The sequence below is a fragment of the Prevotella sp. P4-119 genome (assembly GCF_002251345.1).
Lineage (GTDB): Bacteria > Bacteroidota > Bacteroidia > Bacteroidales > Bacteroidaceae > Prevotella.
On sequence record NZ_NPJB01000025.1, the window covers coordinates 25,201 to 49,459 of the forward strand.

The window sequence follows — 24,259 nt, forward strand, 5'->3', positions numbered from 1 at the left end:
ATGGCACTGAATCTTAAGATGAAACGCGGATGGATGGCAGCACTTATAGTGACCGCCATCCTCTTGATTGACCAAATTATCAAGATATTGGTCAAAACGAATATGGCACTCCACGAGCAGATAGAAATCTTCTCGTGGTTTAAAATCGTGTTCATTGAAAACAATGGTATGGCTTATGGAATGGAGATTGGCAGTAAACTGATACTTTCAATCTTTCGTATCATTGCCGTTGCCATACTCGGCTGGTATATTGTTCGACAGGTTAAGAAGAATGCACGTTGGGGATATATTGCCTGTTTGTCCATGGTAATGGCAGGTGCGGCAGGAAATATTTTTGATTCGATGTTCTATGGTCTGATATTCAACGCATCGTCCAATTATTATGTCTCATACTTCGTGCCCTTTGGAACAGGCTATGCTCCGTTTCTGATGGGTAAGGTGGTTGACATGTTCTATTTCCCACTTATCGTTACTACCTGGCCTGAGTGGATACCAAGAGTAGGTGGAAATCCATTTGTTTTCTTCAGCCCTGTCTTTAACTTTGCGGATGCGGCTATTTCAGTAGGTGCTGTTCTGTTGTTGCTTTTCTATAGGAAAGAAATTGGTGAGATTGAATTTAGAAGAAGCAAATGAAAATTGGCGCAACGAGGTATGCGCTCTAAAAAACGTGAATATGAAACATATAATAGTCATAATTCTGCTTCTGTCAGTTACGTTCTCCTGCAAACCCACAGTACCGGCTGACTATATTCAACCCAGCGACATGGAAGACATCCTTTATGATTACCATGTTGCTCAAGCTATGGGGCGTGAAGGACAAAAGAACAGCCTACCGTATGATGAGAATGGCTATTTTCAAGCTGTTTTACGTAAATATCAGGTTACCGAAGCTGAATTTGACTCTTCATTGGTGTACTATTACTCTCATGCTGAGAGACTGAAGAAAATATACCAGAATGTTAGTGAACGTCTCAATAACGAAGCTTCTGCCCTTGGTGTGACAAGTGGCTCTTTCGGACTTTCTACTTATGGTACAACAGGTGATACTGCCAATGTTTGGCGCGGTCCTTCGGAAGTGATGTTAATGCCATTGCCCACAGCCAATCGTTTTGACTTCTCCCTGAAAGCAGATTCCAGTTATCATAAAGGTGACAGTTTCATGTTCCAGTTTAACTCCGATTACATCTACGAGGCGGGCTCTCGTGATGCAGTAGTGTGCCTCTTATCTACATATGAAGGCGACAGTATCGTACAGACCGTTTATCATATCACGATGTCTGGACTTTCACAAATTCGTGTTCCTGTCAATCGTGACTATCGATTGAAGGAAATGACAGGCTTTGTTTATCTTGCTTCAGACCATCAAGATCGCAATGTACGTCGTATGATGTTTATTAACGACTTGCAACTGATTCGATTCCATCAGAGAAAAGAAGAACAAAACGACAAACCATTATCTGTAGAACCTATTAAAGATGAAACCAAGAAGGATAGCATGCTTAGAATTAAAGATGCCAGACCATTGTCTGCTGACACGGCAGGTCGTAATGATACAAAACGGAATCATACGCGAAGTATTCCCGTTAAACAAAGAATACCCATACACGGAATGGGTGCCCAAACGTCTGGAAGTAAGAAATGACGCACAGGGCAGACCAACCCTTTGGGATGATAACAAACCAATAACATAAAATAAAACAGAACAATATGAACATCAAAGTACGTTTGGCACTGATGAACTTTATCGAGTTTGCCGTTTGGGGAGCATATCTCACATCTATGGGCAATTATCTTGGTAAAGCGGGTATGGGAGCAGAAATCTCATGGTTCTATGCCATTCAAGGTGTTGTCTCAATCTTTATGCCTACACTTATAGGTATTGTGGCTGACAAATATATTCAGCCTCAACGTCTGTTGGGTTTGTGTCATCTTCTTGCAGGAGTTTCGATGTGTGGTTTGTTCTGGATGGGACAGACCGCTGGTCAGCCAGATGAATCCCTGTTTATGGCTGTTTATACCTTTAGTGTTGCTTTCTATATGCCTACCTTGGCATTGTCCAATACGGTGGCATTTACAATATTGAAGAACAATGGCCTTGATACGGTAAAAGATTTCCCACCCATTCGCGTGTTTGGAACAGTTGGTTTCATTGTCATGATGTGGCTTGTGAACTGTGCTGCATGGGATAATGGATCCTTGCTCTTTGTCTTGGGTGACAACAACAATAAGTTCCAATATACTCATTTCCAGTTCTTGGTTTCTGGCCTGATGAGTTTGGTACTTTTCTTGTATTGTTTCACATTCCCAGAGTGCAAATTAGTGAAGAAGGAAAAACAATCGCTTTCAGAAGCATGGGGACTTGACGCATTTCGGTTATTCAAGAGCAAGCAGATGGCACTTTTCTTTATTTTCTCCGCCATGTTGGGCATGTCTTTGCAGGTTACCAATGGTTATGCAACTCCATTTATCACATCATTCAAAGGTGATCCTGCCTTGATAAATACGTTTGCTGCCAACAACGCAACGCTGTTGGTGTCAATATCCCAGGTGGCCGAAGCACTTTGCATCCTGTTGATACCGTTTGTCCTTAAACGTTATGGTATCAAGATTGTCATGCTCATTGCCATGTTTGCATGGGTTTTACGCTTTGGATTCTTTGGATTGGGAAATCCTGCTTTCCCTGGAGTTATCCTGTTTGTGTTGTCGTGTATTGTATATGGTGTGGCTTTCGATTTCTTCAATGTGTCTGGCGGACTTTTTGTCGATCAGAAATGCGACATCAAGGTGCGCGCCTCTGCACAAGGACTGTTTATGCTGATGACGAATGGCCTTGGTGCCACCATTGGTACGTTATTGGCAGGTAAGATCATCAATCATTATTGTGCGTTCACTCCAGATGGTTATCTGATGGGTGATTGGCGCACTTGTTGGTTGATATTTGCGGGTTATGCACTTGTGGTGGGAATCCTTTTCGCCATTCTGTTCAAACCTAAGAATCTGTAAATTCGAAATGTAAAAGAATGAAAGAAGTTCGGTATTTCTATGTTCCAAAGGCTGGTGAGTGCGACGCCTTACCATCCGCAGAAGCACAACATGCTGTTCGGGTGTTGCGTTTGCAACCAGGCGATGAGATGATGTTAATGGATGGAGAGGGAACTTTCTATAAGGCGGAGGTCTCTGTTGCGTCCAATCATCATTGCTTATACCGCATCCTTGAGACATTACCACAACAGCGTCCTTGGAGTGGACGTATTCATTTGGCTATTGCACCGACAAAGATGCTTGACCGTATGGAATGGTTGTTGGAAAAAGCTGTGGAAGTGGGAGTCGATGATATTTCATTTTTGGATTGTCGCTTTTCGGAACGTCGGCAAATCAAACTTCCACGAATGGAAAAAATCGTGATTTCGGCCATGAAACAGAGCCGAAAGGCATGGAAAACGAATCTTGATGAAATGCAATCTTTCAGCCAGTTTGTCGCTGCAGAACGACCTGGTGACAAGTTTATTGCCCATTGCTATGAAGAAGTCGAACGTACTTATCTTTTTGACGAATTGAATCATCTGCCTGCAGACACACCTGTTACCATACTTGTTGGTCCTGAAGGTGATTTCTCTATAGAAGAGGTGCGACAGGCTATCAGTCTGGGATACAAATCCGTACATTTGGGAAAGAGTCGTCTGCGTACGGAAACAGCAGGATTGTCTGCTGTAATGATGGCTCAGTTGAGTAAACCTTATAAAACAGATTAGTCATGCATAGCATTTCTTTTAATCAAGTGACTCCACGGGTGTTTGCAGAGGTTACAGATTTGCATTCAGAAGTGTGGAAGTCACAGGTAACCTTTGAACGTGGCAAGAAATACCTTGTCGCAGCAGATAGTGGCTGTGGTAAAAGTACGTTCTGTAGTTATCTTCAGGGTTATAGAAATGATTATACAGGACAGATTCTTTTCGACAAGACGGATATTAAATCTTATGCTATTAGGCAATGGGTAGAAGTTCGCCAACGTCATATCGCTATGCTCTTTCAGGAAATGCGCCTTTTCGCGGAACTTACTGCGTATGAAAACGTAATGATAAAGAATCGCCTGACTTCTTCAGCGTCGGCGGTTGAAGTCAAAGACTGGTTTTCGCGGCTTGGACTTTCTGACAAACTTGATGTGAAGGCAGGTCAACTTTCACAAGGTCAACAGCAAAGGGTAGCCTTGCTGCGCTCTCTTGTACAGCCTTTTGATTTTCTCGTAGCTGACGAACCCATTTCTCACCTTGATGACACGAATTCCTATGAAATGGCTCATATCATCAGAGAGATAATAGATAAAAATGGAGCTGGTCTTATAGTAACAAGTATAGGTCGCGATCTTCCATTTGATTATGATAAAACATTAAAACTATAAAACATAAATACAGAGCAAAAATGAAAAACGTAGAATACTGGCAACCGGAGCTTGAGACCATGCCCCGTCAGCAATTAGAGGAACTTCAGGTAGAAAAACTCCGTCGAACTATTGATATATGCCTTCAATCCCCCTTTTACAAACGGGTGTTGGGCGAACGAGGTATTACATCAGATACTATCAAGACCATTGATGATGTAAGACGCTTGCCTTTTACCACTAAACAGGACTTGCGCGAAAACTATCCTTTCGGACTTGTTGGAGGCAATATGAAAGATGCAATCCGCATCCATTCTTCCAGTGGTACAACAGGAAATCCGACAGTTGTGACATATTCTCGCCATGATATAGAGTCATGGGCAAATATGATTGCTCGTAGTATGTATATGGTTGGTTGCAGAGATACTGATGTCTTCCAAAATTCCAGTGGCTACGGCATGTTTACTGGCGGATTAGGTTTCCAGTATGGTGCAGAAAAACTTGGAGCCACTACTGTACCTGCTGCTGCTGGTAACTCTAAGCGTCAGATTATGTTCATCCGTGATTTTGGCACTACTTGTCTTCATGCCATTCCGTCTTATGCCATTCGTCTTGCGGAAGTTTTTCATGAAGAAGGTATAGATCCACGAAGCACAAAGTTGCATACTCTGTTTATAGGGGCAGAGCCACATACAGATGAGCAACGACGTCGCATCGAGCGATTGTTGGGGGTGAAAGCCTATAATTCTTTTGGAATGACCGAGATGAATGGTCCTGGTGTAGCTTTTGAGTGTCAGGAACAAAACGGTATGCACCTCTGGGAAGATAACTACATCTTGGAAATCATAGATCCCGATACTTTAGAACCCGTTCCTGATGGAGAAATCGGAGAAATGGTTCTTACCACTCTCGACCGTACTATGATGCCCATTTTGCGTTATCGCACTCATGATTTGACTCGTATTCTGCCTGGCGATTGCCCGTGCGGACGCACTCATAGACGCATTGACCGTATCAAAGGTCGTACAGATGACATGTTCATCATTAAGGGAGTTAATGTGTTCCCCATGCAAGTGGAAAAGATACTTGTCAAATATCCCGGTTTGGGAAGCAATTATCTTATTACGCTTGATTCAGAAGGCGATAATGATGTAATGACTGTTGATGTGGAACTCGATGGATTGAATACAGACGTCTATCCCGAACTTCAGAGAATGACCAAAGACATTCAGCGTGCATTGAAAGACGAAATACTTCTTACGCCTCGTGTACGTTTGGTAAAGAAGGGGTCTCTTCCGCAGAGTGAAGGTAAGGCGGTGCGTGTAAAAGATCTTCGTCCCGGACGTGGATAAGACAGGGATAAAAATGAACCGAACATGAGAAAGATAATAATCCTTGGAATTTTGATATTGACGACTTTCGCAGCTGAGGCACAAAATACGATGAAAGATGTATTTCTCAGCATGCCGAAATCGTTAACACCTGAATTGACAGAAAACAACAGACTTGACATGGTGGATTTCATAGAATCGAAAATGAAAGCTCGTGTAGATAATCTGTTGGATGGACATAGCGAATTGCTGATGCTTAACGATAAAGCGTTCTCTTTGCAAATAAGTGAAACCTTGCGGTATGATGTCCGCTTGCTGTTGGCAGATGGAGACAGTATCATCTGTTTGGTAGCTACTTATGGAAAAGATGCTCCAGAAAGTAATGTAACATTTTATAAGGCCAGTTGGGAACCGATTCCATCCAGCCAGTTGATCACTCTTCCTCAACAGATGTATGTGGCCTCATTTGTTTCTCCAGATAATTCCGATTTGCAGATAATATATTCTCAGGCTCTTAATCCTGTTGCTATGGAAGGACAAAAAAATGAAAAAGAAATAGCTGTGATGTTGAAGTGGAATGGTAAAAGATTTAATAAAAGTTAAAAACTCGAAGAAATATACGAAAACTCTTGCAGGTATAAAAAAAAACGTCTATATTTGCAACGTGTTTTTCATGGTATTAGATTATTAAGGTTAATTGAAAATTGCTTGTCGTGAGACAAGCAATTTTTTTTGAAATGTATCATACCTTAAAACCAATTACTACAATCTTGATTAAATCATTCAATACTAATAATAACTATTATGGAAACAGAACAACTATCGACAGTTAAGAAAACCATCGTAGGCGTACAATTTCTCTTTGTGGCTTTCGGTGCAACTGTTCTTGTGCCACTACTGATTGGCATTGATCCTGCAACGGCTTTATTTACCGCAGGTCTGGGAACATTTCTCTTTCATTTTCTTACCAAAGGGAAAGTCCCGATTTTTCTGGGAAGTTCATTTGCTTTTATTGCCCCAATTATCGCTGCTTCCAAACAGTGGGGGCTTCCAGGGACAATAGCGGGACTAACCAGTGTATCATTAGTCTATTTTGTGATGAGTGCTCTTGTCAAGTGGCAAGGAAAACGTCTTCTTGACCGTATCTTTCCTCCTATTGTCATTGGGCCTGCTATTATTCTGATAGGTCTGTCGTTATCAGGAAGTGCTGTGAATATGGCAAAGACCAATTGGATCTTGGCTTTTGCTGCGCTTATCACAGCTATTCTCGTTTTGACCTTTTGCCGTGGACTTATGAAACTTGTTCCTATTATAACAGGTGTGGTAGTTGGTTATGTGTTGGCCATTGCAATGGGTGAGGTCGATTTCTCTGGAGTAATCGCTGCGCCTTGGATATCCTGCCCTGTGTCGTTTGACACGTTGAGTCATTTCTCTTGGGGACCTTTCATCTATATGTTGCCAGTGGCAATAGCTCCGGTTCTTGAGCACATTGGAGATGTTTACGTTGTAAGTGCGGTTGCTGACAAGGATTTTGTCAAGGAGCCAGGCCTTCATCGGACAATGCTGGGAGACGGAGTTGCCTGTTTGGCATCTGCCGTACTTGGTGGTCCTCCCGAAACAACCTATTCTGAAGTGACTGGTGCAATGTCTATCACAAAAGTCACCAGTCCGGTTGTTATCCGGATTGCAGCAGCCACAGCCATCTGCTTTTCTATTGTAGGCAAACTTAGTGCATTGCTTCAGAGTATTCCTCAGGCTGTTTTGGGCGGCATCATGCTTCTTCTGTTTGGAACGATTGCAAGTGTTGGTGTTCAGAATCTGATGCATAATAAGGTTGATTTAAACAAAACGCGCAATGTCATCATCATGTCTGTCATGTTGACCATGGGATTGGGTGGGGCAGTGCTCTCGTCAGGTTCATTTACCATTTCTGGCATTGGCCTCTCAGCAGTTGTTGGTGTAGTGTTGAATTTGATTCTTCCAGACAAGAAAGCTGAGTGAAAACTCACCAATATCAATGGTCCCCTGAAATTATTAACGAAGTTCCCAACGATATAAATACTAATCCGCAATGCCTAATTTAGGTGTTGCGGATTTTTATAGGTATGCTCGGCATAATTCTAAATAGGCAATAAAACAACAAAGGGCATAACTAATCCCAAAAATATTGTTGTTCAATTTACATTGCGTCCATTCTTCCGTCCTTATGAGTAGAAAGAATAGCAAACGAAGAATGAAATTTCCCCTTCGATATTATGGTTTCAATGATGCGAAGAACATGAGTTTGTATAGATTGTACAGTTGTGAGACAGGTCTCTCGCCATTTAGGTTGCGCATGAGATAATAGCCGATGGAACTTCTATATATTAAGCGTAAAACAGGCAAGAGTCCAATCTTCTTAAGAACTTCCACATGCTGGAGTAACCGAGAGTAGGGGACAATGTCTTTACGGAATTTATACAAAGTATGCATAGCTTCTTCCGTCTTGATCATGAAATAAGTGTTTGATTCAAAACGGGTGAGATATACAGGATTCTCAATGTGTGAGATGATGATTCCGTTTTGTTTCAATGTCTTTCCGAAAATCACATCCTCGTAGCCGTATTGGCGAAAGCGTTCATCAAAACGGCAACCTTCCATTACTTTGTGTTCGATAAGAAAATTGGTGGTTCTGAAATTCTTGTATGGGTTGCGTTTCCGTTGTTTTGCAGTATATTCTTTCTCATGCGTTTTCTCGTAATGGTAGCGCAAACTGTGACGCAGTTTATTTGCATCTCCACCAATGCATAAGCCACCACAAACCACCGAAGCCTTGTTGTCAAGATAGCGTTTCAGATAGTCTGGGTCAAGGATGTCCACATCGCAGTCAAGAAATAGTAATGTGTCATATTCTGCCTTGTCTGCCAACCAGTTGCGGATGATTGCGCGCCCCATGTTTTCTTCATGGATGATATAACGCACATGGTCGATTGCTGCCACTGGTCTGTTCTGATCAACGTATTTGGGATTGGTAGAACCATCTTCGACAACGATAATTTCGAAGTCGATGCCACAATTGACAGCTTGAATGTGTAGTTCTTGGACCAACGCACAGCAGTTTCTGTTGAATACAGGTATAAGTATGGATAATCCTTGCTTGTACATGATTGCAAAAGTAGTAAAAAATGTTTGTATGGTGAAATTTTGTCGATATTATTTTGCATTTTTCTTGAATTATAGTACTTTTGCGCGACATTTTAATAATATAGGCATAAGAACAATGAAAAAGTTATCTTTGAAATCAGTTATTATGGGCTTCATGCTCATGATGTGTGCAATCGCAAATGCACAGTCAATCAGTGGTGTACTTGATGGCGTACTTGGCAATAATACCACCAGTAGCGGAGGTTCGAATCTTATTTCTAATCTTACTGCTATCTTCTCAGGTAAGAAACAGGCCAGTGCAGCAAATATTGTCGGAACATGGGTTTATGAAGAACCAGCCATCGTTCTTAAATCAGACAATGTGTTGACGAATGCTGCGGCCAAGATTGCGGCCAACAAGATGGAAAGTATTCTTCAGACCAAACTGACAACCGTAGGCATCAAACCAGGTGCAATGACGATGACTTTCAAACAAGATGGTACTTTCACTTCAACATTAAAGGGAAAGACCACCCAAGGAAAATGGAGTGTCAAGGACTCCAAGTTGCAGCTTACCACGTTGGGTGTTAAGTCAGTCAGCATCACCACTCAGTTGGAAGGCAAGAAACTCATGTTTGTTGCAAACTCAACCAAGTTGCTCAATCTCTTCAAGGCATTTGGTTCCAAGTCGGGTAACGCAAACCTCCAGACCGTTTCCAAATTGATGAAAAATGTGAATGGAATGGAAGTCGGTGTGACGATGAAAAAGAAGTAAAAATGCGGCGTAATACCCGTAATTGGTTAAAAAAACGAAAACAAAAGGATAAAACTTTTCAAAAAACGCTGATATTCCGAAAAATAGCAGTACCTTTGCATCCGCTATTACGAGATAGTAGTACGAAATTCAATTATTAAACATTAAAAGTTATTTAAAACAATGGCAACAAAAATCAGATTGCAACGTCGCGGTCGTAAGAGCTATGCTTTCTATAGCATCGTAATCGCAGACGCAAGAGCACCACGTGATGGTAAATTTACTGAGAAGATTGGAACTTTCAACCCTAACACCAATCCTGCCACAGTAGATTTGAATTTCGAACGCGCACTTTACTGGGTAGAGGCAGGCGCACAGCCCACCGATACCGTTCGCAACATCCTTAGCGGTGAGGGCGTTTACCTGATGAAGCACCTCCGTGGTGGTATTAAGAAGGGCGCTTTCGACGAGGCTGCTGCTCAGAAGAAGTTCGACGCATGGAAGGCTGACAAGCAGAAGGGTCTCGACAAGGTTCGTGAAGACGAGGTCAAAGCCAAGAAAGAGGCTGCTGCTCAGGAGCTCGCTCAGGAAAAGAAACTGAATGAGGAAATGGCCAAGAAGGTAGCAGAGAAGAAGGCTGCTGCTGAGGCTGCAAAGGCAGAGGAAGAGGCCGCAAAGGCTGCTGCTGAAGCAGAGACAGAAGCTCCTGCTGAAGCTTAATTTCCCTTCACACAACGAAACAAAGGAGAGGACGGATGGCAATATTCCGTTCTCTTTTTTGTTCTATATATTTCCAACGCGGTTTTCTCCTTATTATATTACTACCAACAAACTTACGATCTTCCTTTTTTTATGCACATTCTTGAAATTCCATCATTCTTCCCTCCTTATGGTGGCGAGTTCTGTCTTGAGCAGTCCAAGGCTTTACAGCAGCTCGGCCATGAAGTTCGGATATTGAGTCGCGTTCAACTTGGTATTACTAAAGGTTGGAAAGACTATCTCTTTCTCCCATATACTATGGGTGTAGAAACCATGGATGGGGTAGAGGTGTGGCGTGATTTTCAACGTGGAATCCCCAAGGTGGTGCGTCCCAATGTTGATAGATGGCTGAAAGGAGTGTTGAAATTGTCAGAAGAGTATTTCCGTCAATATGGTTGTCCCGACGTCATCCATGCCCATTGCGTGAAATGGGCAGGTCGGGCCGCCATGTTGATAGCGCAGCACCACCGCATCCCTTATGTGATTACCGAACATCTTCCTTCCATGATTTATGAAGAAGAGTTCCGTAGAGCGTCTCTGGGACAATGGGAAATCCCCCTGTTGCGTGAAGCGTTGGAAAAGGCGGATAGGGTAGTGGTCGTTTCCGAGGAGTTAGTGGATGAACTCGCACCGTATTTTGGTAAGCGTTACTCCCATCAGGTCGTTTCTAATATGATAGACACTCGCTTCTTTCATTATGCCAAACGTCAACCTTCTGATACGTTTCGTTTTTGTGCCATAGGCAATTTCATTCCGCGTAAGGGTTACGATATTTTAGCAGGAGCATTTCGGAGATTGAAGAGTCAAGGGGTGAATGCCAGTCTGACGTTGGTTGGTCCTGATACCGATTCTGCCTCTTGCCGCCGCCTTTATGCGAATATTCCAGATGTGCGTTTCGTGGGAACCACAGATAAGATTGGTGTTCGCGACATCCTTTACTCTGCTGATGCTTTAGTGCTTCCCACTCGTAGCGAATCACAGGGCTTGGTTTTGTTGGAGGCTATGAGTACGGGTATTCCCGTCATTACCACCGATGTTGTTCCGCAGAGCGTCCGTCAGCATGATGGTTGTGTGACCGTGCCTACCGAAGATGCGGTTTCGTTGAGCCATGCAATGGTTCGCTTAATCAGTGAACATTTTTCATCCGAACACATTTCTTCTGCCATTTCCGAAAGTTATTCTCCACATATCATCGGAAACCAATTGCAACAGTTGTTTTTCTCGCTGTTAGAGCGTCAAGTGAAACAATGAGCGTGGTGACATAAAAATGCAGACGGACATGCTGACCTGTTGGCGTAAAAAAACTTTGCGTTTCCAAAACACGGGAGCGCAAAGTTTTTTTATCTACCGATTAGCTTTCAAATCCGCTTTACACACGCAGACTTGTGCGTAAACTTTTTCATCGTCTTATTTGTAGAGGTATCGTTTGATGCTCTTTTTAGGAGTTTTCTCAAATTCTTCCTTCTGTATTTCTATTTCGGTGATTTTCTCGTAAGCGGGGAGTAGTTCGTTGAGTTGCTGACGGTTCTGCTCCATGACATTGTAGATGTCCTCCTCGTTGAAGTTCATATTCTTCGCTTCATCGTAATCAGGATAAACCAGACCGACAAGCTTGTTGTTGCGCTGAACAACCACAGTTTCCACCACCATAGCCATAGAGTTGAACTTATCTTCTATCTCTTCGGGGTAGATGTTCTGTCCGCTGGGTCCCAGAAGCATGTTTTTCGATCTTCCGTTGATAAACACGTTTTTGTCGTCGTCCATGGTACCAAGGTCTCCCGTATGATACCATCCGTCTTTATCAATAGTTTCTTTGGTAGCTTCATCGTTCTTGTAGTAGCCCAACATGACATTGAGTCCGCGAGCCAAGATTTCACCAGGTTTTGTACTGGGACTGTCTGAGTCAATTTTCACCTCCATGTGAACTACAGGTTGTCCGCAAGAACCCAGTCTGAAGGTTTGCCAGTCGCGGTAGCAGATGATAGGTGCACATTCAGTGGCTCCGTATCCTACGGTGTATGGGAATTCTATTTTGCGGAGGAACGTTTCGATTTCGCGGTTAAACGCAGCACCTCCGATGATTACTTCATAGAGTTCACCTCCAAAAGCCTTCACCACTTCCTGACAGATCATCTGTTTCACCTTTTTGGAGATGACAGGCATTGCCATGAGGAGACGCATGCGGTTGTTTTGTATTTTGGGGAATACCTTCTTTCTGATAATCTTTTCGATGATCAGCGGAACAGCGATGATGATTCTTGGTTTGATGTCGGCAAATGCTTGTGCAATGATGGCAGGCGATGGTACGCGGTTAAGATAATAGACGTGGCATCCGTAGAGGAATTCAAATAGAAATTCGAAAGCCATTCCATACATGTGTGCCATGGGGAGAATGGAGATGATGCGGTCGCCCGTTTTGATGGTGTTGCCCAGTACGTTCACGGCAAAGTCGAAGTTCGACCACAGTGCGCGGTAGGGAATCATCACACCTTTAGAGAATCCCGTAGTACCACTGGTATAGTTGATCAGCGCCAGTTGTTCTCCGTTGTCTTCATATTCGTAGTGTACGTGTTCTTTGCGGAAATATTTTGGAAATTTCTTACCGTAAAGTTCGTTAAGATGTTCGCGTGCGTATGTCAGTTTGTCTGTTCTTGAAAGCATAAGAGAGTAGTCGGGGTTGTTGACAATACCCTCAAGATGTGGCATTTGCACAGGGTCAATCTGTGTAGCCACATGGTCGCCCACGAAAAGCAGTTTTGCATCAGAGTGGTTGACAATGTTGTGGATTTGTTCCGGCATGAATTCGTGCAGGATAGGCACGGCAATAGCTCCGTAGGTCAGCGTGGCAAGAAAAGCCACTGCCCATTGGTTTGAGTTTCTTCCGCAGAGTGCGACTTTATCGCCTTTCTGTACACCACAGTTTTCAAAGAGAATATGCAGTTTCTCTATCTTACGTGCCACATCGTGATATTGTAGCGTGGCTCCCTTGTAATCGGTCAAGGCATCAAGATCCCAATTGGTCTTGATGCTTTGCTCGATGAGTTGTATGAAACTTGGTACGTTTTCCATCTTCTACGATTGTTTAGTTTAGTATGATTCTTATTTATACAAGTAGCGCTTGATACTTTTCTTTGGAGTTTTGGCAAATTCCTCATATCGGATTTCGATACTCTGTATGCGGCTGTATGCAGGCATCATATCGTTGAGTTGCTGACGGTTTTGCTCCATGATGTTTTGTAGATCCGTCTCGGTGAATCCCATCTCTTTGACCTCGTCCATGTCAGGATGTACGAGTGCCACAAGGTGTTGGTTGCGCTGTACGATAATACATTCGCTGACAACTGCCATTGATGCGAGTTTGTCTTCTATTTCCTCTGGATATACGTTTTGTCCGCTGGCTCCGATGAGGATGTTCTTTGAGCGTCCTTTGATAAACACATGTCCGTCTTCCGACATGGTTGCAAGGTCTCCGGTATGATACCATCCCTCCTTGTCGAGTGCGGCATCTGTTGCCTCTTGGTTTTTGTAGTAGCCCAACATGACATTGGTGCCTCGTGCCAGAATTTCGCCTGCCGTGTTCCGTGGATCAGGTGAGTCAATCTTCACTTCCATGTAGTCAACGGGCGTACCGCATGATCCTTTTTCAAAATCGTGGAAATCACTGTAGGTAATAAGTGGCGCACATTCAGTAGCACCATAGCCTACGGTGATAGGGAAGTCGATGTCAACGAGGAATTTCTCTATTTCCTTGTTAAGTGGAGCACCTCCTACAATGACTTCATAGGCTCTGCCTCCAAAAGCCTCACATACCTCTTTACAGATATGCTCTTTGACTTTCTTCGAAACCACGGGCATCTGCCAAAGCAGTTTGATAGCGTTGTTCTGTATCTTGGGGAATACTCTCTTGCGTATGATTTTCTCGATGATGAGTGGCACCGCCACTACCAGGTGTGGTCTTACTTCCTTAAAAGCCTCTGCAATAATGGCAGGTGATGGCAGTCGGGTGAGGAAGAAGAGATGGTAGCCTGAACAGAATGAAAACAAGAACTCGATGGCTTGTCCATACATGTGTGCCATGGGGAGGATAGAGAGAATCTTGCTGAACTTAGGCAGTCTTGGTGCCAATGCATTCATGCAGAAACTCACATTGCCCCACACTGCGCGGTAGGGCAGCATTACTCCCTTTGAGAACCCGGTAGTACCACTGGTGTAGTTGAGCATGCAGAGTTCTTCTGGTGAATCCACGTGCCAATGAATATCCTCCTTGCGAAATGCCATCGGATATTTCTTTCCAAAGAGTTCATTAAGGTGTTCGCGGGCGTAGGCCAGTTTTTCATTTCTGCATGTGTGGAGTGAGAAATCCGGCAGATTCAGGATACCGCTCAGGTTTGGCATTTCCTTTTCGTCAATGGTCTTGACGATGTAGTCGCCTACGAAAAGCAGTTTTGATTCCGAGTGGTTAACGATGTTGTGAATCTGTTCGCCATTGAATTCATGGAGAATAGGAACGATGACAGCTCCGTAGGCGAATGTAGCAAGGTAAGCCACAGCCCAGTGAGCTGAGTTGCGTCCGCACACAGCGATGCGGTCACCTTTCTCTACTCCTGCTGCTTCCATGAGAATGTGGAGCTTTTCTATTTTGCGTGCCACATCGTGATATTGTAGTGTGGCTCCTTTGTAATCAGTCAGTGCATCGAGCAACCAGTTGTCTTTGATGGTTTTTTCGATGTAAGAGTTGAAGCTTGGTATGTTGTCCATTGCACAAATAACGAAATTTTGTGCAAAGGTAATGCTTTTTTTGCACATTCACAAAAAATATGTGCAATAATTTTGTAATATGTCCATTCCCTTATACCATACCTTATTAAATATAAGGTAAAAAGTAAACTGGATGATGTACTTTAGTTTTCCAAGGGCTATTTTAAGGGCTATTTTATGTGTACTTTTGTCGTCTGTGACGGGTGGTGATTGTTCAATGTTGCTGCAAAGGTGTTGCAAAGGTGTTGCAATAAACAAATAGTTGCATTAAAGTTTGTGAATTTTTTCTTTTTTATTAAAAAACTTAGTAATTTTGCGTTCAAAATATCTAAGCAAATAAAGTTAACTAAAATATAAAAATACTGCTTATGTCACAGATTAATGGACACATTTCGCAGATCATCGGCCCGGTAATTGACGTCTATTTCAATACCGAAGGCCAAGACGCAGAGAAAGTGCTTCCCCGTATTCATGAAGCGCTGACCATTAAGCGTCAGGATGGTACGCAACTTGTGGTTGAGGTACAGCAGCACATCGGTGAGGATACCGTGCGCTGTGTTGCCATGGACAATACCGACGGTTTACAGCGTGGACTGGAAGCCGTACCGATGGGTTCTCCTATTTTGATGCCTTCGGGCGAACAGATCAAAGGCCGAATGCTCAATGTTATCGGCCAGCCGATTGATGGTATGAAACAGCTCGCGATGGAGGGTGCTTACCCCATTCACCGTGAGGCTCCTAAGTTTGAAGAACTTTCTACCACCAAGGAGATACTTGCCACGGGTATCAAGGTCATCGACCTGTTGGAACCCTACCTTAAAGGTGGTAAAATTGGACTTTTCGGTGGTGCTGGTGTAGGTAAGACCGTGCTGATCATGGAGCTCATCAACAATATCGCCAAGGGGCACAACGGATTCTCTGTATTCGCCGGAGTAGGAGAGCGTACCCGTGAGGGTAACGACCTGATCCGCGAGATGATTGAGTCTGGCGTTATCCGTTACGGCGACAAGTTCCGCAAGGCCATGGACGAAGGCAAATGGGATCTCTCGCTGGTTGACCCTGAAGAACTGAAAAAGAGTCAGGCCACCCTTGTGTATGGTCAGATGAACGAACCACCGGGTGCCCGTGCATCCGTAGCCCTTTCTGGTCTGACCGTTGCAGAAGGCTTCCGCGATGGCGGCAGTAAGGATGGCGGTGCAAGCGATATTTTGTTCTTTATCGACAATATCTTCCGTTTCACTCAGGCTGGTTCCGAGGTGTCTGCCCTGTTGGGCCGTATGCCTTCAGCCGTAGGTTATCAGCCTACGCTTGCCTCTGAAATGGGATCCATGCAGGAGCGCATCACCTCTACCAAGAAAGGTTCTATCACTTCCGTACAGGCTGTTTACGTGCCTGCCGACGACTTGACCGACCCTGCTCCAGCAACTACGTTTACCCACCTTGACGCCACAACCGTGCTTGACCGTAAGATTGCCGAACTTGGTATCTATCCTGCCGTAGATCCTCTGGGAAGTACCTCACGAATCCTCGACCCACTCGTTGTGGGCAAAGAGCATTATGAGTGTGCCCAGCGCGTGAAGGAGATCCTGCAGCGCTATAAAGAATTGCAAGACATCATCGCCATCCTTGGTATGGACGAACTCTCCGACGAGGATAAGCAGACCGTAAACCGCGCACGTCGCGTGCAGCGTTTCCTCTCTCAGCCATTCTCAGTAGCCGAGCAGTTCACTGGTCTGCCAGGTGTGATGGTGCCCATCGAAGAGACCATCAAGGGTTTCAATGCCATTCTTGACGGTGAGGTTGACGATCTTCCAGAGCAGGCCTTCCTCAATGTAGGAACTATTGAAGATGCGAAGGCAAAGGCCAAAAAACTGTTGGAAGCTGCTAAAGGATAATTCGTATGTTGAAGTTGAAAATAGTTTCTCCCCAGAAAATCGAGTTTGAGGGCGATGTTCAGAGCGTTCTCGTTCCTGGTGTCTTGGGCCAGTTTGAAATACTGACCAACCACGCCCCGATTATCTCTGCGCTGACAGAAGGAACCGTAGTCTATGCGAAGTCAGACGGTGTGAAAAGCCAACTGGCTGTTGCCGGCGGTTTTGTTGAAGTGCAGAAGAATGAGGTGGCACTTTGTGTAGAACTCAATGCATAAGGAAAACAGACCAATGACGGAAGTACAAGAAAATCACATGATGCGTAAAGCTGCAGTCACCTATATCATTCAGAGCCTGACAATCATCGCAGTGATGACTGTTCTGGCCCTGTTGAGTGCCGGTGTATGGGGAAGCCTTTCGATGATAGGCGTGCCCCTTGCCGTTGCTGCAGGTTTCCAAGTGTTCGCCAGCCTGACCTACGGTTTGGCTTGGCGTGCGGTGGCATCCAGTTCATCAGCCAGTCTGCCGACGTTCTATCTTGCAGCATCTGGCTTGCGTATGATAGCAGGCATTGCCACCGTGCTGATCTATCTGTTTCTTGCCGACGACGAGATGCAGATTCGCTTCTTCGTCTTCCTCTTCCTTGTCTATTACCTTGTGCTGCTCATTTACGATACCCTTTACTTTGTGAGGGTGGAGAAAAAGATTCATCGAAATGCATAAAATAAAGAAAATGAAATATTTACTCGTAAGTCTTCTACTGTTACTTGGGCTTTCGTCCCCTGTCAATGCGACAGCGTCTAATAGCGTTGACGTGAAGGAAATCGTGTTGGGCCACATGGCAGACGCCTACGAATGGCACATTACCACATTCGGGAAGACCCATGTCAGCATTCCCCTGCCGGTCATTGTGAGAAGTGAGGCAACGGGAGCATGGCATTGTTTCAGTTCCTCTCGCATCGAAGAGGCTGCCGAAGAAGGTCACGATTACCAAGGCTTCTATTTCAACGAGGCGAAGAACGGTAAGATTTATGAGCGGCTTTCCGACGGTAGTAGCGTGCGTCCTTGGGATTTGAGCATCACCAAGAGTGTGCTTCAGATATGGATTGTAGTATTTGTCATGCTCGCCATCTTCCTCAGTTGCGCCCGTTGGTACAAGAAGCACGATGTGACGCGTGAGAGCCCCAGAGGCTTTGTCGGCATGATGGAAATGCTGGTCATGACCATCCACGACGACCTCATCAAGGACTCCATCGGCGAGAAGCACTATCGTCCCTATGCCCCATATCTGCTGACAGCGTTCTTCTTCATTCTGATCACCAACCTGTTGGGCTTGTTGCCGGTATTCCCCGGTGGCGCCAATGTGACGGGAAATATCAACGTCACCTTCTTCCTTGCCCTGTGCACCATGTTGGCAATCAACCTGTTTGGCAATAAGGAATACTGGAAGGAAATCTTCTGGCCCGACGTGCCTGCATTCCTCAAGGCTTATCCCGTGGCTATTATGCCAGTCATCGAACTCTTCGGCATTCTCACCAAGCCCTTCGCGCTGATGATCCGTTTGTTTGCCAACATGATGGCAGGCCACGCCATTATCCTCTCCTTCACAGCCATCATCTTCATCGGATGGTCACTCAATGCTGTTTTGGGAAGTGGACTTACCGTGCTGAGCTTCGTCATGATGCTCTTCATGAACTGCCTTGAGTTTCTTGTGGCATTCATCCAGGCATACGTGTTCACCATGTTGAGTGCAGTATTTATCGGACTGGCTCACCCCGAACACCATGAAGGATAAACACATTCTCTAAAGAAAAAAGAGTAAACAATAAAAAAAAATAAGTATAACCCATTTAAAAAATTTAAGATTATGTTATCATTGATTTTACAGGCAGCCGCAGGTGCTGGTCTCGCTAAGTTTGGTGCCGGTCTCGGCGCAGGTATTGCAGCTATTGGAGCCGGTCTCGGTATCGGTCGTATTGGTGGAAGCGCTATGGATGCTATTGCCCGTCAGCCCGAAGCAGCAGGTACTATCCGTACAAACATGATTCTGACAGCAGCCTTCGTAGAGGGTGTTGCCCTGTTTGCCGTTGTAGTTTGCGCACTTTGCGTGTTCATGTAATCCATAAAAAACTTCAAAGCAAATGGATATGAATTTACCATCAATACTGACGCCCGACTTCGGACTCTTCTTCTGGATGCTCGTCGCGTTTTTGGTGGTCTTCCTTCTGCTCGCTAAGTTCGGTTTCCCCGTCATCACCAAATCGGTAGAGGAGCGTAAGAACTTCATCGACGAGAGTCTCCGCAAGGCCCATGAGGCACAGGAGCGACTCGCCAACATCGAGAAAGAAGGAGAATCCATCTTGCAGGAGGCTCGCGAGAAGCAGACACAGATACTCCGTGAGGCAGCCCAGACCCGCGACGCCATCGTGGAGCAGGCCCAGGAAAAAGCCCGTCAGGAAGGTTCACGCTTGTTGGATGAGGCAAAGACTGCCATTGCCCAGGAGAAGAATGCCGCAATCGCCGACATTCGTCGTCAGGTAGCAGCCTTGAGTGTCGATATTGCCGGAAAGGTTCTTCGCGAGAATCTGAAAGACGACAAGTCGCAGATGGATTTGATTGACCGTATGCTGGATGAAGTTTCTGCTAAATGACAATAAGTAATTGATGATTGCGTATGGATATTGGAGCAATATCGATCAGATATGCACGGGCCCTGTTGAAGGCAGCCACCGCTGAAGGTCTCGAAGACAAGGTCTATCAGGACATGATGACCTTGGCGAAGAGCTACTTGGAGGTAGATCAGCTGCGGCAGACCGTCGAAAATCCCATGCTTTCGAAAGAAAAGAAGGAGGGCATACTGGCGGTTGCCGCCGGTGAGCAGCCTTCTGTTCTCACTCGAAACTTCATCAATCTCGTATTGAAAGAAGGCCGCGAGAACGTGATGCAGTTCATTGCGAATTCATATATCACGCTCTACCGCAAGCAGAAGAACATCATCCGTGGAAAACTCACCACCGCAGCGCGTGTGTCCGCTCAGACCGAGCAGAAGATGCGCCAGATGGTAGAGAGTAAGACTAATGGCACTGTGGAGTTTGAGACAGAGGTAAATCCCGATATCATCGGCGGCTTTATCCTTGAGTACGACACCTATCGCATGGATGCGAGCGTGAAGTCGAAGCTCAACACCATTCTCACACAGTTAAGTAAATAAGCAATAGTGTCCCCCCGTGGCACTTGTATCAAGCATTATTATTAAAAACAAATGTCAGACAAAATAAAACCAAGCGAAGTCTCGCAGGTGCTGCTCGAACAGCTCAAGGGCGTCAACGACTCTGCCAGTTTCGATGAAGTGGGCACCGTCCTCACCGTCGGCGATGGTGTGGCACGCATCTATGGACTCCGCAATGCAGAAGCCAACGAGTTGCTCGAGTTCGAGAATGGCACTATGGCCATTGTGATGAACCTCGAGGAAGACAACGTGGGTTGTGTGCTTCTCGGTCCAACGGCAGGCATTAAAGAGGGACAGGTCGTGAAGCGCACCAAGCGCATCGCCTCTATCCGCGTCAACGACAATATGTTGGGACGCGTCATCAACCCCCTCGGACAGGCTGTGGATGGAAAGGGAGACATCGACCTGACAGGAGCATTTGAGATGCCGCTCGACCGTAAGGCTCCTGGTGTGATCTACCGTCAGCCGGTAAAGGAACCGCTCCAGACCGGATTGAAGGCTGTCGATTCCATGATTCCTATCGGTCGCGGACAGCGTGAGCTCATCATCGGCGACCGCCAGACGGGAAAGACCGCCATTGCCGTAGATACCATCATCAACCAGAAGAGTTTCTATGAAGCAGGCAAACCCGTCTATTGTATTTACGTGGCAATCGGACAGAAAGCCTCTACCGTAGCCACACTGGTACAGTCGCTCAAAGAGCACGGCGCCATGCCCTATACCATCGTAGTAGCCGCCACAGCAGCCGATCCTGCTGCCATGCAGTATTACGCTCCGTTTGCAGGAGCTGCTATCGGTGAGTACTTCCGCGACCGCGGTTATGCCGCCCTTGTGGTTTACGACGACCTCTCCAAGCAGGCTGTTGCCTATCGTGAGGTATCCCTCATCCTTCGCCGCCCGTCAGGACGTGAAGCCTATCCTGGTGACGTGTTCTACCTCCACTCTCGTTTGTTGGAGCGCGCAGCAAAGATGAACGAACAGCAGGAGGTGGCAGAACAGATGAACGACCTGCCTGCATGCATGAAGGGTCATGTACGCGGTGGTGGTTCGCTCACCGCACTTCCTATCATCGAGACCCAGGCAGGCGACGTGTCAGCGTATATTCCTACCAACGTCATCTCCATCACCGACGGACAGATCTTCCTGGAGAGCGACCTCTTCAACCAAGGATTCCGTCCAGCCATCAACGTAGGTATCTCCGTATCCCGTGTGGGTGGTTCGGCACAGATCAAGTCGATGAAGAAGGTGGCAGGAACATTGAAGATCGACCAGGCACAGTATCGTGAACTGGAGTCCTTCTCTAAGTTCTCCAGCGATATGGATGCCGTGACCGCCATGACCCTCGACCGTGGTCGTAAAAACAACCAGTTGCTCATCCAGCCACAATACAGCCCCATGCCCGTAGGCGAGCAGGTGGCAATCCTCTATTGTGGCGTACACGGACTGATGCGCGAGGTACCCATCGAGAAAGTACGCGAGTGTCAGGATGCCTTCCTCGACAAACTGCGCACCTCCGCTCCCGAAGTCATCGAGACCTTGGGCAGTGGCAAGATCGACGACGCCACCACACAGCGTATCGAACAAGTCATGGCAGACATCGCCGGAACCTATAAAGCCTGATAGCCTATGCCGAGTCTGAAAGAAATCAAGGGACGTATAGCAAGTGTCCAGAGTACCCGTAAGATTACGAGTGCCATGAAGATGGTAGCTTCTTCCAAGCTCCATCATGCCCAGGTGGCCATCCAGAACATGCTGCCCTACGAGACCTTGCTGGAGCATATCCTGAAGTCGTTTCTTGCGGCAGAGGCCGAGGCACAGACTGTGTTCAACGAAGAGCGTCCCTTGAAGCGTGTGGCACTGGTGGTCTATTCCAGCAGTTCATCGCTTTGTGGCGGATTCAATGCCAATATCATCCGTTTGCTCAAGCATCGTGTTGATGACCTCTCTGCCCAACTTGGCGCCGGTCAGGTTGAGATCTATCCCATCGGACGTAAAGTGGCTGATGCAGCCGCCAAGATGGGGTGTAAGGTCCATACCGACTATGCCGACATGGTGGAACATCCCGATGTTGCCCAGTGTATCGCATTGGCGCGCGAGCTCGGAGGCCGTTTCATGCACGGTGAGATAGACAAGGTCGATTTGATCTACCACCACTTCAAGAGTGCAGGATCGCAGGTGCTCACCACCAAGACCTTCCTCCCCATCGATTTGGAGAGCGAGCTCCAGCGTGACCATGAGCGCGACCTCACCACTACTGTTGTCACGCGTGAGGCACAGGACTATCTCAAGCGCAACGCCCGCAACGAGCAGAAGCGCGAGGAGAAAGCAGTACCTCTGAACGACAACTTCATCGTCGAGCCCGACATGAAGAGCGTTCTCACGTTGCTCATCCCCAAGCTCGCACATCTGATGCTCTACACAGCCCTGCTCGACAGCATTGCCTCAGAGCATGCAGCGCGCATGGTAGCCATGCAGACAGCGACCGACAATGCCGATGAGCTATTGCGTCAGCTGAACCTGCAGTACAACAAGAGTCGTCAGCAAGCCATTACCAATGAGTTGCTCGACATTGTAGGTGGTTCGATAAACAGTTGATTTTATATCGTTTTTAGAGATAAATGGGTGTTCGCTTGGTCGGACACCCATTTTTTATGCGCACACGGAGTGTTTAGTTTATAGTTTAAAGGTTAAAGGTTAAAGTTTATAGGTTATAGGTTAGAGATTATAGTTAAAGATTATTATTTCTGGCCATAGGCCATATTTTATTAAAGATTTCCTCCAAAGATTTCTAGCCTTCAGGCTACCCCAAAAAAAATCCACGGACCACACGGAGAACACGGAGAAAGATTTTCGTTAAAGATTATTCTAAAGATTTTCGTTAAGATTTCGAGCCTGTAAGGCGATCCCCATAAAAATTCTTCCCAAAAGCGAGGAACTCGAGCGCATTTTGGTTAGGGATTTTTGTTAAAGATTTTGTTTACTGCCTCCCTGAATTACAGATTATTTCTTGCGAAGCAACATCTTAAAAAAGATTTCCCCCAAAGATTTCTTGCGAAGCAACCCCCCCCAAAAAAAATCCATTTCCCAAAACTGTCAACTGTCAACTGTAACGCTTGTAACACAAAAAAAATCGTTTTTGGAAACTGTTATCTGTTATCTGTTATTTGAAACGCAAAAACGTTTTTGGAAACTGTCAACTGTCAAACTGTAACGCTTGGGGATGGTGTCATTGACCTGTCATGTGACATTATAAAAATAAAGCTCAAAAAATTTGGAACATATCGTTATTATTCGTATATTTGCAACGTAAATAATTGTAATTATTGTTAAAATCAATTGTACAGTGATTTATGTTTATTTTTATAAAAGAGGCCGTATGTGAATACCGCCTCTTTTCTATTTGTACTATCGCCTTCAACGAAATTTCCGTGTTCTCCGTGTGATCCGTGGATAAAAAACACCCACGAACCACACGGGGCGGTTCATGGGTTTACGAGAGGGAGTGTCACCCAATGGTGAAACCAAGGGCCGAGAGAACGGCGGTGATGGTGGTCAAAGCAATGTTGATGATGACGCTCCACTTGTTTTTAGAATCTTGAGTCATGATAGTTTTCTGTTGATGATGTTGTGATAGTCTTTAATGCCGAGGAAGGTGGCACACAGTATCAAGAGCTGGGCAACGAGGATGAGGACGGATCCCGAAATCTCACCTTGCGGAGGCATCATCATGCCAGCTGCAGCGAAGAGGATAGCACAGACGAAACTGGCTAATGAGAGTATTCGTTTCATACGCTAAAAGTGAGGGTTAAAGAGTCCCGCGGACGTTCCGCAGGACTCTGTGGTTCAACCTTCCAGTCCACCACCACCGGGTTCCTGTTCACCAGTGTCGCTATCCGACTTGAAGTAGGCAGTGAGGGCGGTGTTTGAACTGAGCGTGATGCTGCGTGAGGCATTGGTGTCGCCATCGCTCCATCGGTTGAACTGGTAACCTTCGGCAGGCGAGGCACTAATCTCCACCGACTGACCCGCAGGGTAGCGACCTGCACCGGTCACCGT

The 24,259-nt window shown here is 45.7% G+C and carries 25 protein-coding genes and 1 pseudogene; 20 read left to right on the top strand and 6 right to left on the bottom strand.

Features of this window, described 5'->3' with window-relative positions:
* The 8 genes from CIK89_RS02735 to CIK89_RS02770 all read left to right on the top strand — a co-directional run bounded on the left by CIK89_RS02735 (position 1) and on the right by CIK89_RS02770 (position 7,710).
* Complete coding sequence (locus CIK89_RS02735) at positions 1-633, top strand: lipoprotein signal peptidase (protein ID WP_254046301.1); 633 nt, start codon at positions 1-3, stop codon at positions 631-633.
* Between the two features lie 40 nt (positions 634-673).
* Positions 674-1,642: a DUF4296 domain-containing protein gene (locus CIK89_RS02740; RefSeq protein ID WP_094389908.1), complete on the top strand. Its 969-nt coding sequence runs from the start codon at positions 674-676 to the stop codon at positions 1,640-1,642.
* 65 nt (positions 1,643-1,707) lie between these two features.
* Positions 1,708-3,003 (top strand): MFS transporter, encoded by a 1,296-nt coding sequence (locus CIK89_RS02745; protein ID WP_094389909.1) that lies wholly within the window; start codon positions 1,708-1,710, stop codon positions 3,001-3,003.
* A 17-nt stretch (positions 3,004-3,020) separates the two neighbouring features.
* A complete protein-coding gene (locus tag CIK89_RS02750; protein WP_094389910.1) occupies positions 3,021-3,752 on the top strand; it encodes a 16S rRNA (uracil(1498)-N(3))-methyltransferase in 732 nt (243 codons plus the stop codon).
* A gap of 2 nt (positions 3,753-3,754) precedes the next feature.
* Positions 3,755-4,399 carry an ATP-binding cassette domain-containing protein gene (locus CIK89_RS02755; protein ID WP_094389911.1) on the top strand — a complete coding sequence of 215 codons (645 nt, stop codon included), beginning with the start codon at positions 3,755-3,757 and terminating at the stop codon, positions 4,397-4,399.
* 20 nt (positions 4,400-4,419) lie between these two features.
* Positions 4,420-5,730: a phenylacetate--CoA ligase family protein gene (locus tag CIK89_RS02760; RefSeq protein ID WP_094389912.1), complete on the top strand. Its 1,311-nt coding sequence runs from the start codon at positions 4,420-4,422 to the stop codon at positions 5,728-5,730.
* A 24-nt stretch (positions 5,731-5,754) separates the two neighbouring features.
* A complete protein-coding gene (locus CIK89_RS02765; RefSeq protein ID WP_094389913.1) occupies positions 5,755-6,312 on the top strand; it encodes a DUF3256 family protein in 558 nt (185 codons plus the stop codon).
* A gap of 201 nt (positions 6,313-6,513) precedes the next feature.
* Positions 6,514-7,710 (top strand): uracil-xanthine permease family protein, encoded by a 1,197-nt coding sequence (locus tag CIK89_RS02770; RefSeq protein WP_094389914.1) that lies wholly within the window; start codon positions 6,514-6,516, stop codon positions 7,708-7,710.
* Positions 7,711-7,962: 252 nt separating this feature from the next.
* On the opposite strand, the gene CIK89_RS02775 is transcribed toward CIK89_RS02770, so the two are convergent.
* Positions 7,963-8,853 carry a glycosyltransferase family 2 protein gene (locus CIK89_RS02775; RefSeq protein WP_094389915.1) on the bottom strand — a complete coding sequence of 297 codons (891 nt, stop codon included), beginning with the start codon at positions 8,851-8,853 and terminating at the stop codon, positions 7,963-7,965.
* A gap of 115 nt (positions 8,854-8,968) precedes the next feature.
* On the opposite strand from CIK89_RS02775, the gene CIK89_RS02780 reads away from it, so the two are divergent.
* The 3 genes from CIK89_RS02780 (at position 8,969) to CIK89_RS02790 (ending at position 11,596) form a co-directional block, all read left to right on the top strand.
* Positions 8,969-9,607 carry a lipocalin-like domain-containing protein gene (locus CIK89_RS02780; protein ID WP_158214960.1) on the top strand — a complete coding sequence of 213 codons (639 nt, stop codon included), beginning with the start codon at positions 8,969-8,971 and terminating at the stop codon, positions 9,605-9,607.
* Positions 9,608-9,769: 162 nt separating this feature from the next.
* Positions 9,770-10,306: a 30S ribosomal protein S16 gene (locus CIK89_RS02785; RefSeq protein WP_094389916.1), complete on the top strand. Its 537-nt coding sequence runs from the start codon at positions 9,770-9,772 to the stop codon at positions 10,304-10,306.
* 132 nt (positions 10,307-10,438) lie between these two features.
* Positions 10,439-11,596 carry a glycosyltransferase family 4 protein gene (locus tag CIK89_RS02790; protein WP_094389917.1) on the top strand — a complete coding sequence of 386 codons (1,158 nt, stop codon included), beginning with the start codon at positions 10,439-10,441 and terminating at the stop codon, positions 11,594-11,596.
* Positions 11,597-11,752: 156 nt separating this feature from the next.
* Here CIK89_RS02790 and CIK89_RS02795 read toward each other — a convergent pair whose 3' ends face one another.
* Both CIK89_RS02795 and CIK89_RS02800 read right to left on the bottom strand, forming a co-directional pair.
* The gene (locus tag CIK89_RS02795) at positions 11,753-13,414 is read right to left on the bottom strand and encodes an AMP-binding protein (RefSeq protein ID WP_094389918.1); all 1,662 of its coding nucleotides are present in this window, start codon (positions 13,412-13,414) and stop codon (positions 11,753-11,755) included.
* 30 nt (positions 13,415-13,444) lie between these two features.
* Positions 13,445-15,103: an AMP-binding protein gene (locus CIK89_RS02800; protein ID WP_094389919.1), complete on the bottom strand. Its 1,659-nt coding sequence runs from the start codon at positions 15,101-15,103 to the stop codon at positions 13,445-13,447.
* 368 nt (positions 15,104-15,471) lie between these two features.
* Between CIK89_RS02800 and atpD the strand changes: the two genes are divergently transcribed.
* From atpD to CIK89_RS02845, 9 genes are all read left to right on the top strand, one after another.
* The gene (gene atpD / locus CIK89_RS02805; RefSeq protein WP_094389920.1) at positions 15,472-16,998 is read left to right on the top strand and encodes a F0F1 ATP synthase subunit beta; all 1,527 of its coding nucleotides are present in this window, start codon (positions 15,472-15,474) and stop codon (positions 16,996-16,998) included.
* A gap of 5 nt (positions 16,999-17,003) precedes the next feature.
* On the top strand, positions 17,004-17,252 hold the full coding sequence (gene atpC / locus CIK89_RS02810; RefSeq protein WP_094389921.1) for an ATP synthase F1 subunit epsilon: 249 nt from the start codon (positions 17,004-17,006) through the stop codon (positions 17,250-17,252).
* A 13-nt stretch (positions 17,253-17,265) separates the two neighbouring features.
* A complete protein-coding gene (locus CIK89_RS02815; protein WP_144007235.1) occupies positions 17,266-17,697 on the top strand; it encodes a hypothetical protein in 432 nt (143 codons plus the stop codon).
* A gap of 10 nt (positions 17,698-17,707) precedes the next feature.
* On the top strand, positions 17,708-18,769 hold the full coding sequence (gene atpB / locus CIK89_RS02820; protein ID WP_094389933.1) for a F0F1 ATP synthase subunit A: 1,062 nt from the start codon (positions 17,708-17,710) through the stop codon (positions 18,767-18,769).
* Between the two features lie 69 nt (positions 18,770-18,838).
* Entirely contained in the window at positions 18,839-19,093 is a 255-nt protein-coding gene (gene atpE / locus CIK89_RS02825) for an ATP synthase F0 subunit C (protein WP_094389923.1), read from the top strand.
* 22 nt (positions 19,094-19,115) lie between these two features.
* Entirely contained in the window at positions 19,116-19,625 is a 510-nt protein-coding gene (atpF, locus tag CIK89_RS02830; protein WP_094389924.1) for a F0F1 ATP synthase subunit B, read from the top strand.
* A 23-nt stretch (positions 19,626-19,648) separates the two neighbouring features.
* Positions 19,649-20,185, top strand: coding sequence for a F0F1 ATP synthase subunit delta (locus tag CIK89_RS02835; protein ID WP_094389925.1), 537 nt, complete (start codon positions 19,649-19,651; stop codon positions 20,183-20,185).
* A 51-nt stretch (positions 20,186-20,236) separates the two neighbouring features.
* Positions 20,237-21,823, top strand: a complete 1,587-nt coding sequence (gene atpA / locus CIK89_RS02840; RefSeq protein ID WP_094389926.1) for a F0F1 ATP synthase subunit alpha — start codon at positions 20,237-20,239, stop codon at positions 21,821-21,823.
* Between the two features lie 6 nt (positions 21,824-21,829).
* Complete coding sequence (locus CIK89_RS02845; RefSeq protein WP_094389927.1) at positions 21,830-22,798, top strand: F0F1 ATP synthase subunit gamma; 969 nt, start codon at positions 21,830-21,832, stop codon at positions 22,796-22,798.
* Positions 22,799-23,708: 910 nt separating this feature from the next.
* Here CIK89_RS02845 and CIK89_RS13425 read toward each other — a convergent pair.
* The 3 genes and pseudogenes from CIK89_RS13425 to CIK89_RS13430 all read right to left on the bottom strand — a co-directional run.
* The gene (locus CIK89_RS13425) at positions 23,709-23,807 is read right to left on the bottom strand and encodes a smalltalk protein (protein ID WP_158214619.1); all 99 of its coding nucleotides are present in this window, start codon (positions 23,805-23,807) and stop codon (positions 23,709-23,711) included.
* Entirely contained in the window at positions 23,804-23,992 is a 189-nt protein-coding gene (locus tag CIK89_RS02850; protein WP_094389928.1) for a hypothetical protein, read from the bottom strand. Before CIK89_RS02850 ends, CIK89_RS13425 begins: the two co-directional genes overlap by 4 nt.
* A 54-nt stretch (positions 23,993-24,046) precedes the next feature.
* Positions 24,047-24,259 (bottom strand): annotated as a pseudogene (locus tag CIK89_RS13430) (hypothetical protein); the annotation flags it as partial.

Excerpts from the sequence above, each read along its gene's own strand:
- CIK89_RS02790 (WP_094389917.1), top strand. The coding sequence starts at position 10,439 with ATGCACATTCTTGAAATTCCATCATTCTTCCCTCCTTATGGTGGCGAG.
- atpA (WP_094389926.1), top strand. The coding sequence starts at position 20,237 with ATGTCAGACAAAATAAAACCAAGCGAAGTCTCGCAGGTGCTGCTCGAA.
- CIK89_RS02755 (WP_094389911.1), top strand. The coding sequence starts at position 3,755 with ATGCATAGCATTTCTTTTAATCAAGTGACTCCACGGGTGTTTGCAGAG.
- CIK89_RS13425 (WP_158214619.1), bottom strand. The coding sequence starts at position 23,807 with ATGACTCAAGATTCTAAAAACAAGTGGAGCGTCATCATCAACATTGCT.
- CIK89_RS02740 (WP_094389908.1), top strand. The coding sequence starts at position 674 with ATGAAACATATAATAGTCATAATTCTGCTTCTGTCAGTTACGTTCTCC.
- atpF (WP_094389924.1), top strand. The coding sequence starts at position 19,116 with ATGGATATGAATTTACCATCAATACTGACGCCCGACTTCGGACTCTTC.
- CIK89_RS02775 (WP_094389915.1), bottom strand. The coding sequence starts at position 8,853 with ATGTACAAGCAAGGATTATCCATACTTATACCTGTATTCAACAGAAAC.
- CIK89_RS02795 (WP_094389918.1), bottom strand. The coding sequence starts at position 13,414 with ATGGAAAACGTACCAAGTTTCATACAACTCATCGAGCAAAGCATCAAG.
- atpC (WP_094389921.1), top strand. The coding sequence starts at position 17,004 with ATGTTGAAGTTGAAAATAGTTTCTCCCCAGAAAATCGAGTTTGAGGGC.
- CIK89_RS02750 (WP_094389910.1), top strand. The coding sequence starts at position 3,021 with ATGAAAGAAGTTCGGTATTTCTATGTTCCAAAGGCTGGTGAGTGCGAC.
- CIK89_RS02745 (WP_094389909.1), top strand. The coding sequence starts at position 1,708 with ATGAACATCAAAGTACGTTTGGCACTGATGAACTTTATCGAGTTTGCC.
- CIK89_RS02735 (WP_254046301.1), top strand. The coding sequence starts at position 1 with ATGGCACTGAATCTTAAGATGAAACGCGGATGGATGGCAGCACTTATA.
- CIK89_RS02845 (WP_094389927.1), top strand. The coding sequence starts at position 21,830 with ATGCCGAGTCTGAAAGAAATCAAGGGACGTATAGCAAGTGTCCAGAGT.
- CIK89_RS02760 (WP_094389912.1), top strand. The coding sequence starts at position 4,420 with ATGAAAAACGTAGAATACTGGCAACCGGAGCTTGAGACCATGCCCCGT.
- atpD (WP_094389920.1), top strand. The coding sequence starts at position 15,472 with ATGTCACAGATTAATGGACACATTTCGCAGATCATCGGCCCGGTAATT.
- CIK89_RS02835 (WP_094389925.1), top strand. The coding sequence starts at position 19,649 with ATGGATATTGGAGCAATATCGATCAGATATGCACGGGCCCTGTTGAAG.
- atpB (WP_094389933.1), top strand. The coding sequence starts at position 17,708 with ATGAAATATTTACTCGTAAGTCTTCTACTGTTACTTGGGCTTTCGTCC.
- CIK89_RS02770 (WP_094389914.1), top strand. The coding sequence starts at position 6,514 with ATGGAAACAGAACAACTATCGACAGTTAAGAAAACCATCGTAGGCGTA.
- CIK89_RS02780 (WP_158214960.1), top strand. The coding sequence starts at position 8,969 with ATGAAAAAGTTATCTTTGAAATCAGTTATTATGGGCTTCATGCTCATG.
- CIK89_RS02785 (WP_094389916.1), top strand. The coding sequence starts at position 9,770 with ATGGCAACAAAAATCAGATTGCAACGTCGCGGTCGTAAGAGCTATGCT.
- CIK89_RS02800 (WP_094389919.1), bottom strand. The coding sequence starts at position 15,103 with ATGGACAACATACCAAGCTTCAACTCTTACATCGAAAAAACCATCAAA.
- CIK89_RS02850 (WP_094389928.1), bottom strand. The coding sequence starts at position 23,992 with ATGAAACGAATACTCTCATTAGCCAGTTTCGTCTGTGCTATCCTCTTC.
- CIK89_RS02815 (WP_144007235.1), top strand. The coding sequence starts at position 17,266 with ATGACGGAAGTACAAGAAAATCACATGATGCGTAAAGCTGCAGTCACC.
- CIK89_RS02765 (WP_094389913.1), top strand. The coding sequence starts at position 5,755 with ATGAGAAAGATAATAATCCTTGGAATTTTGATATTGACGACTTTCGCA.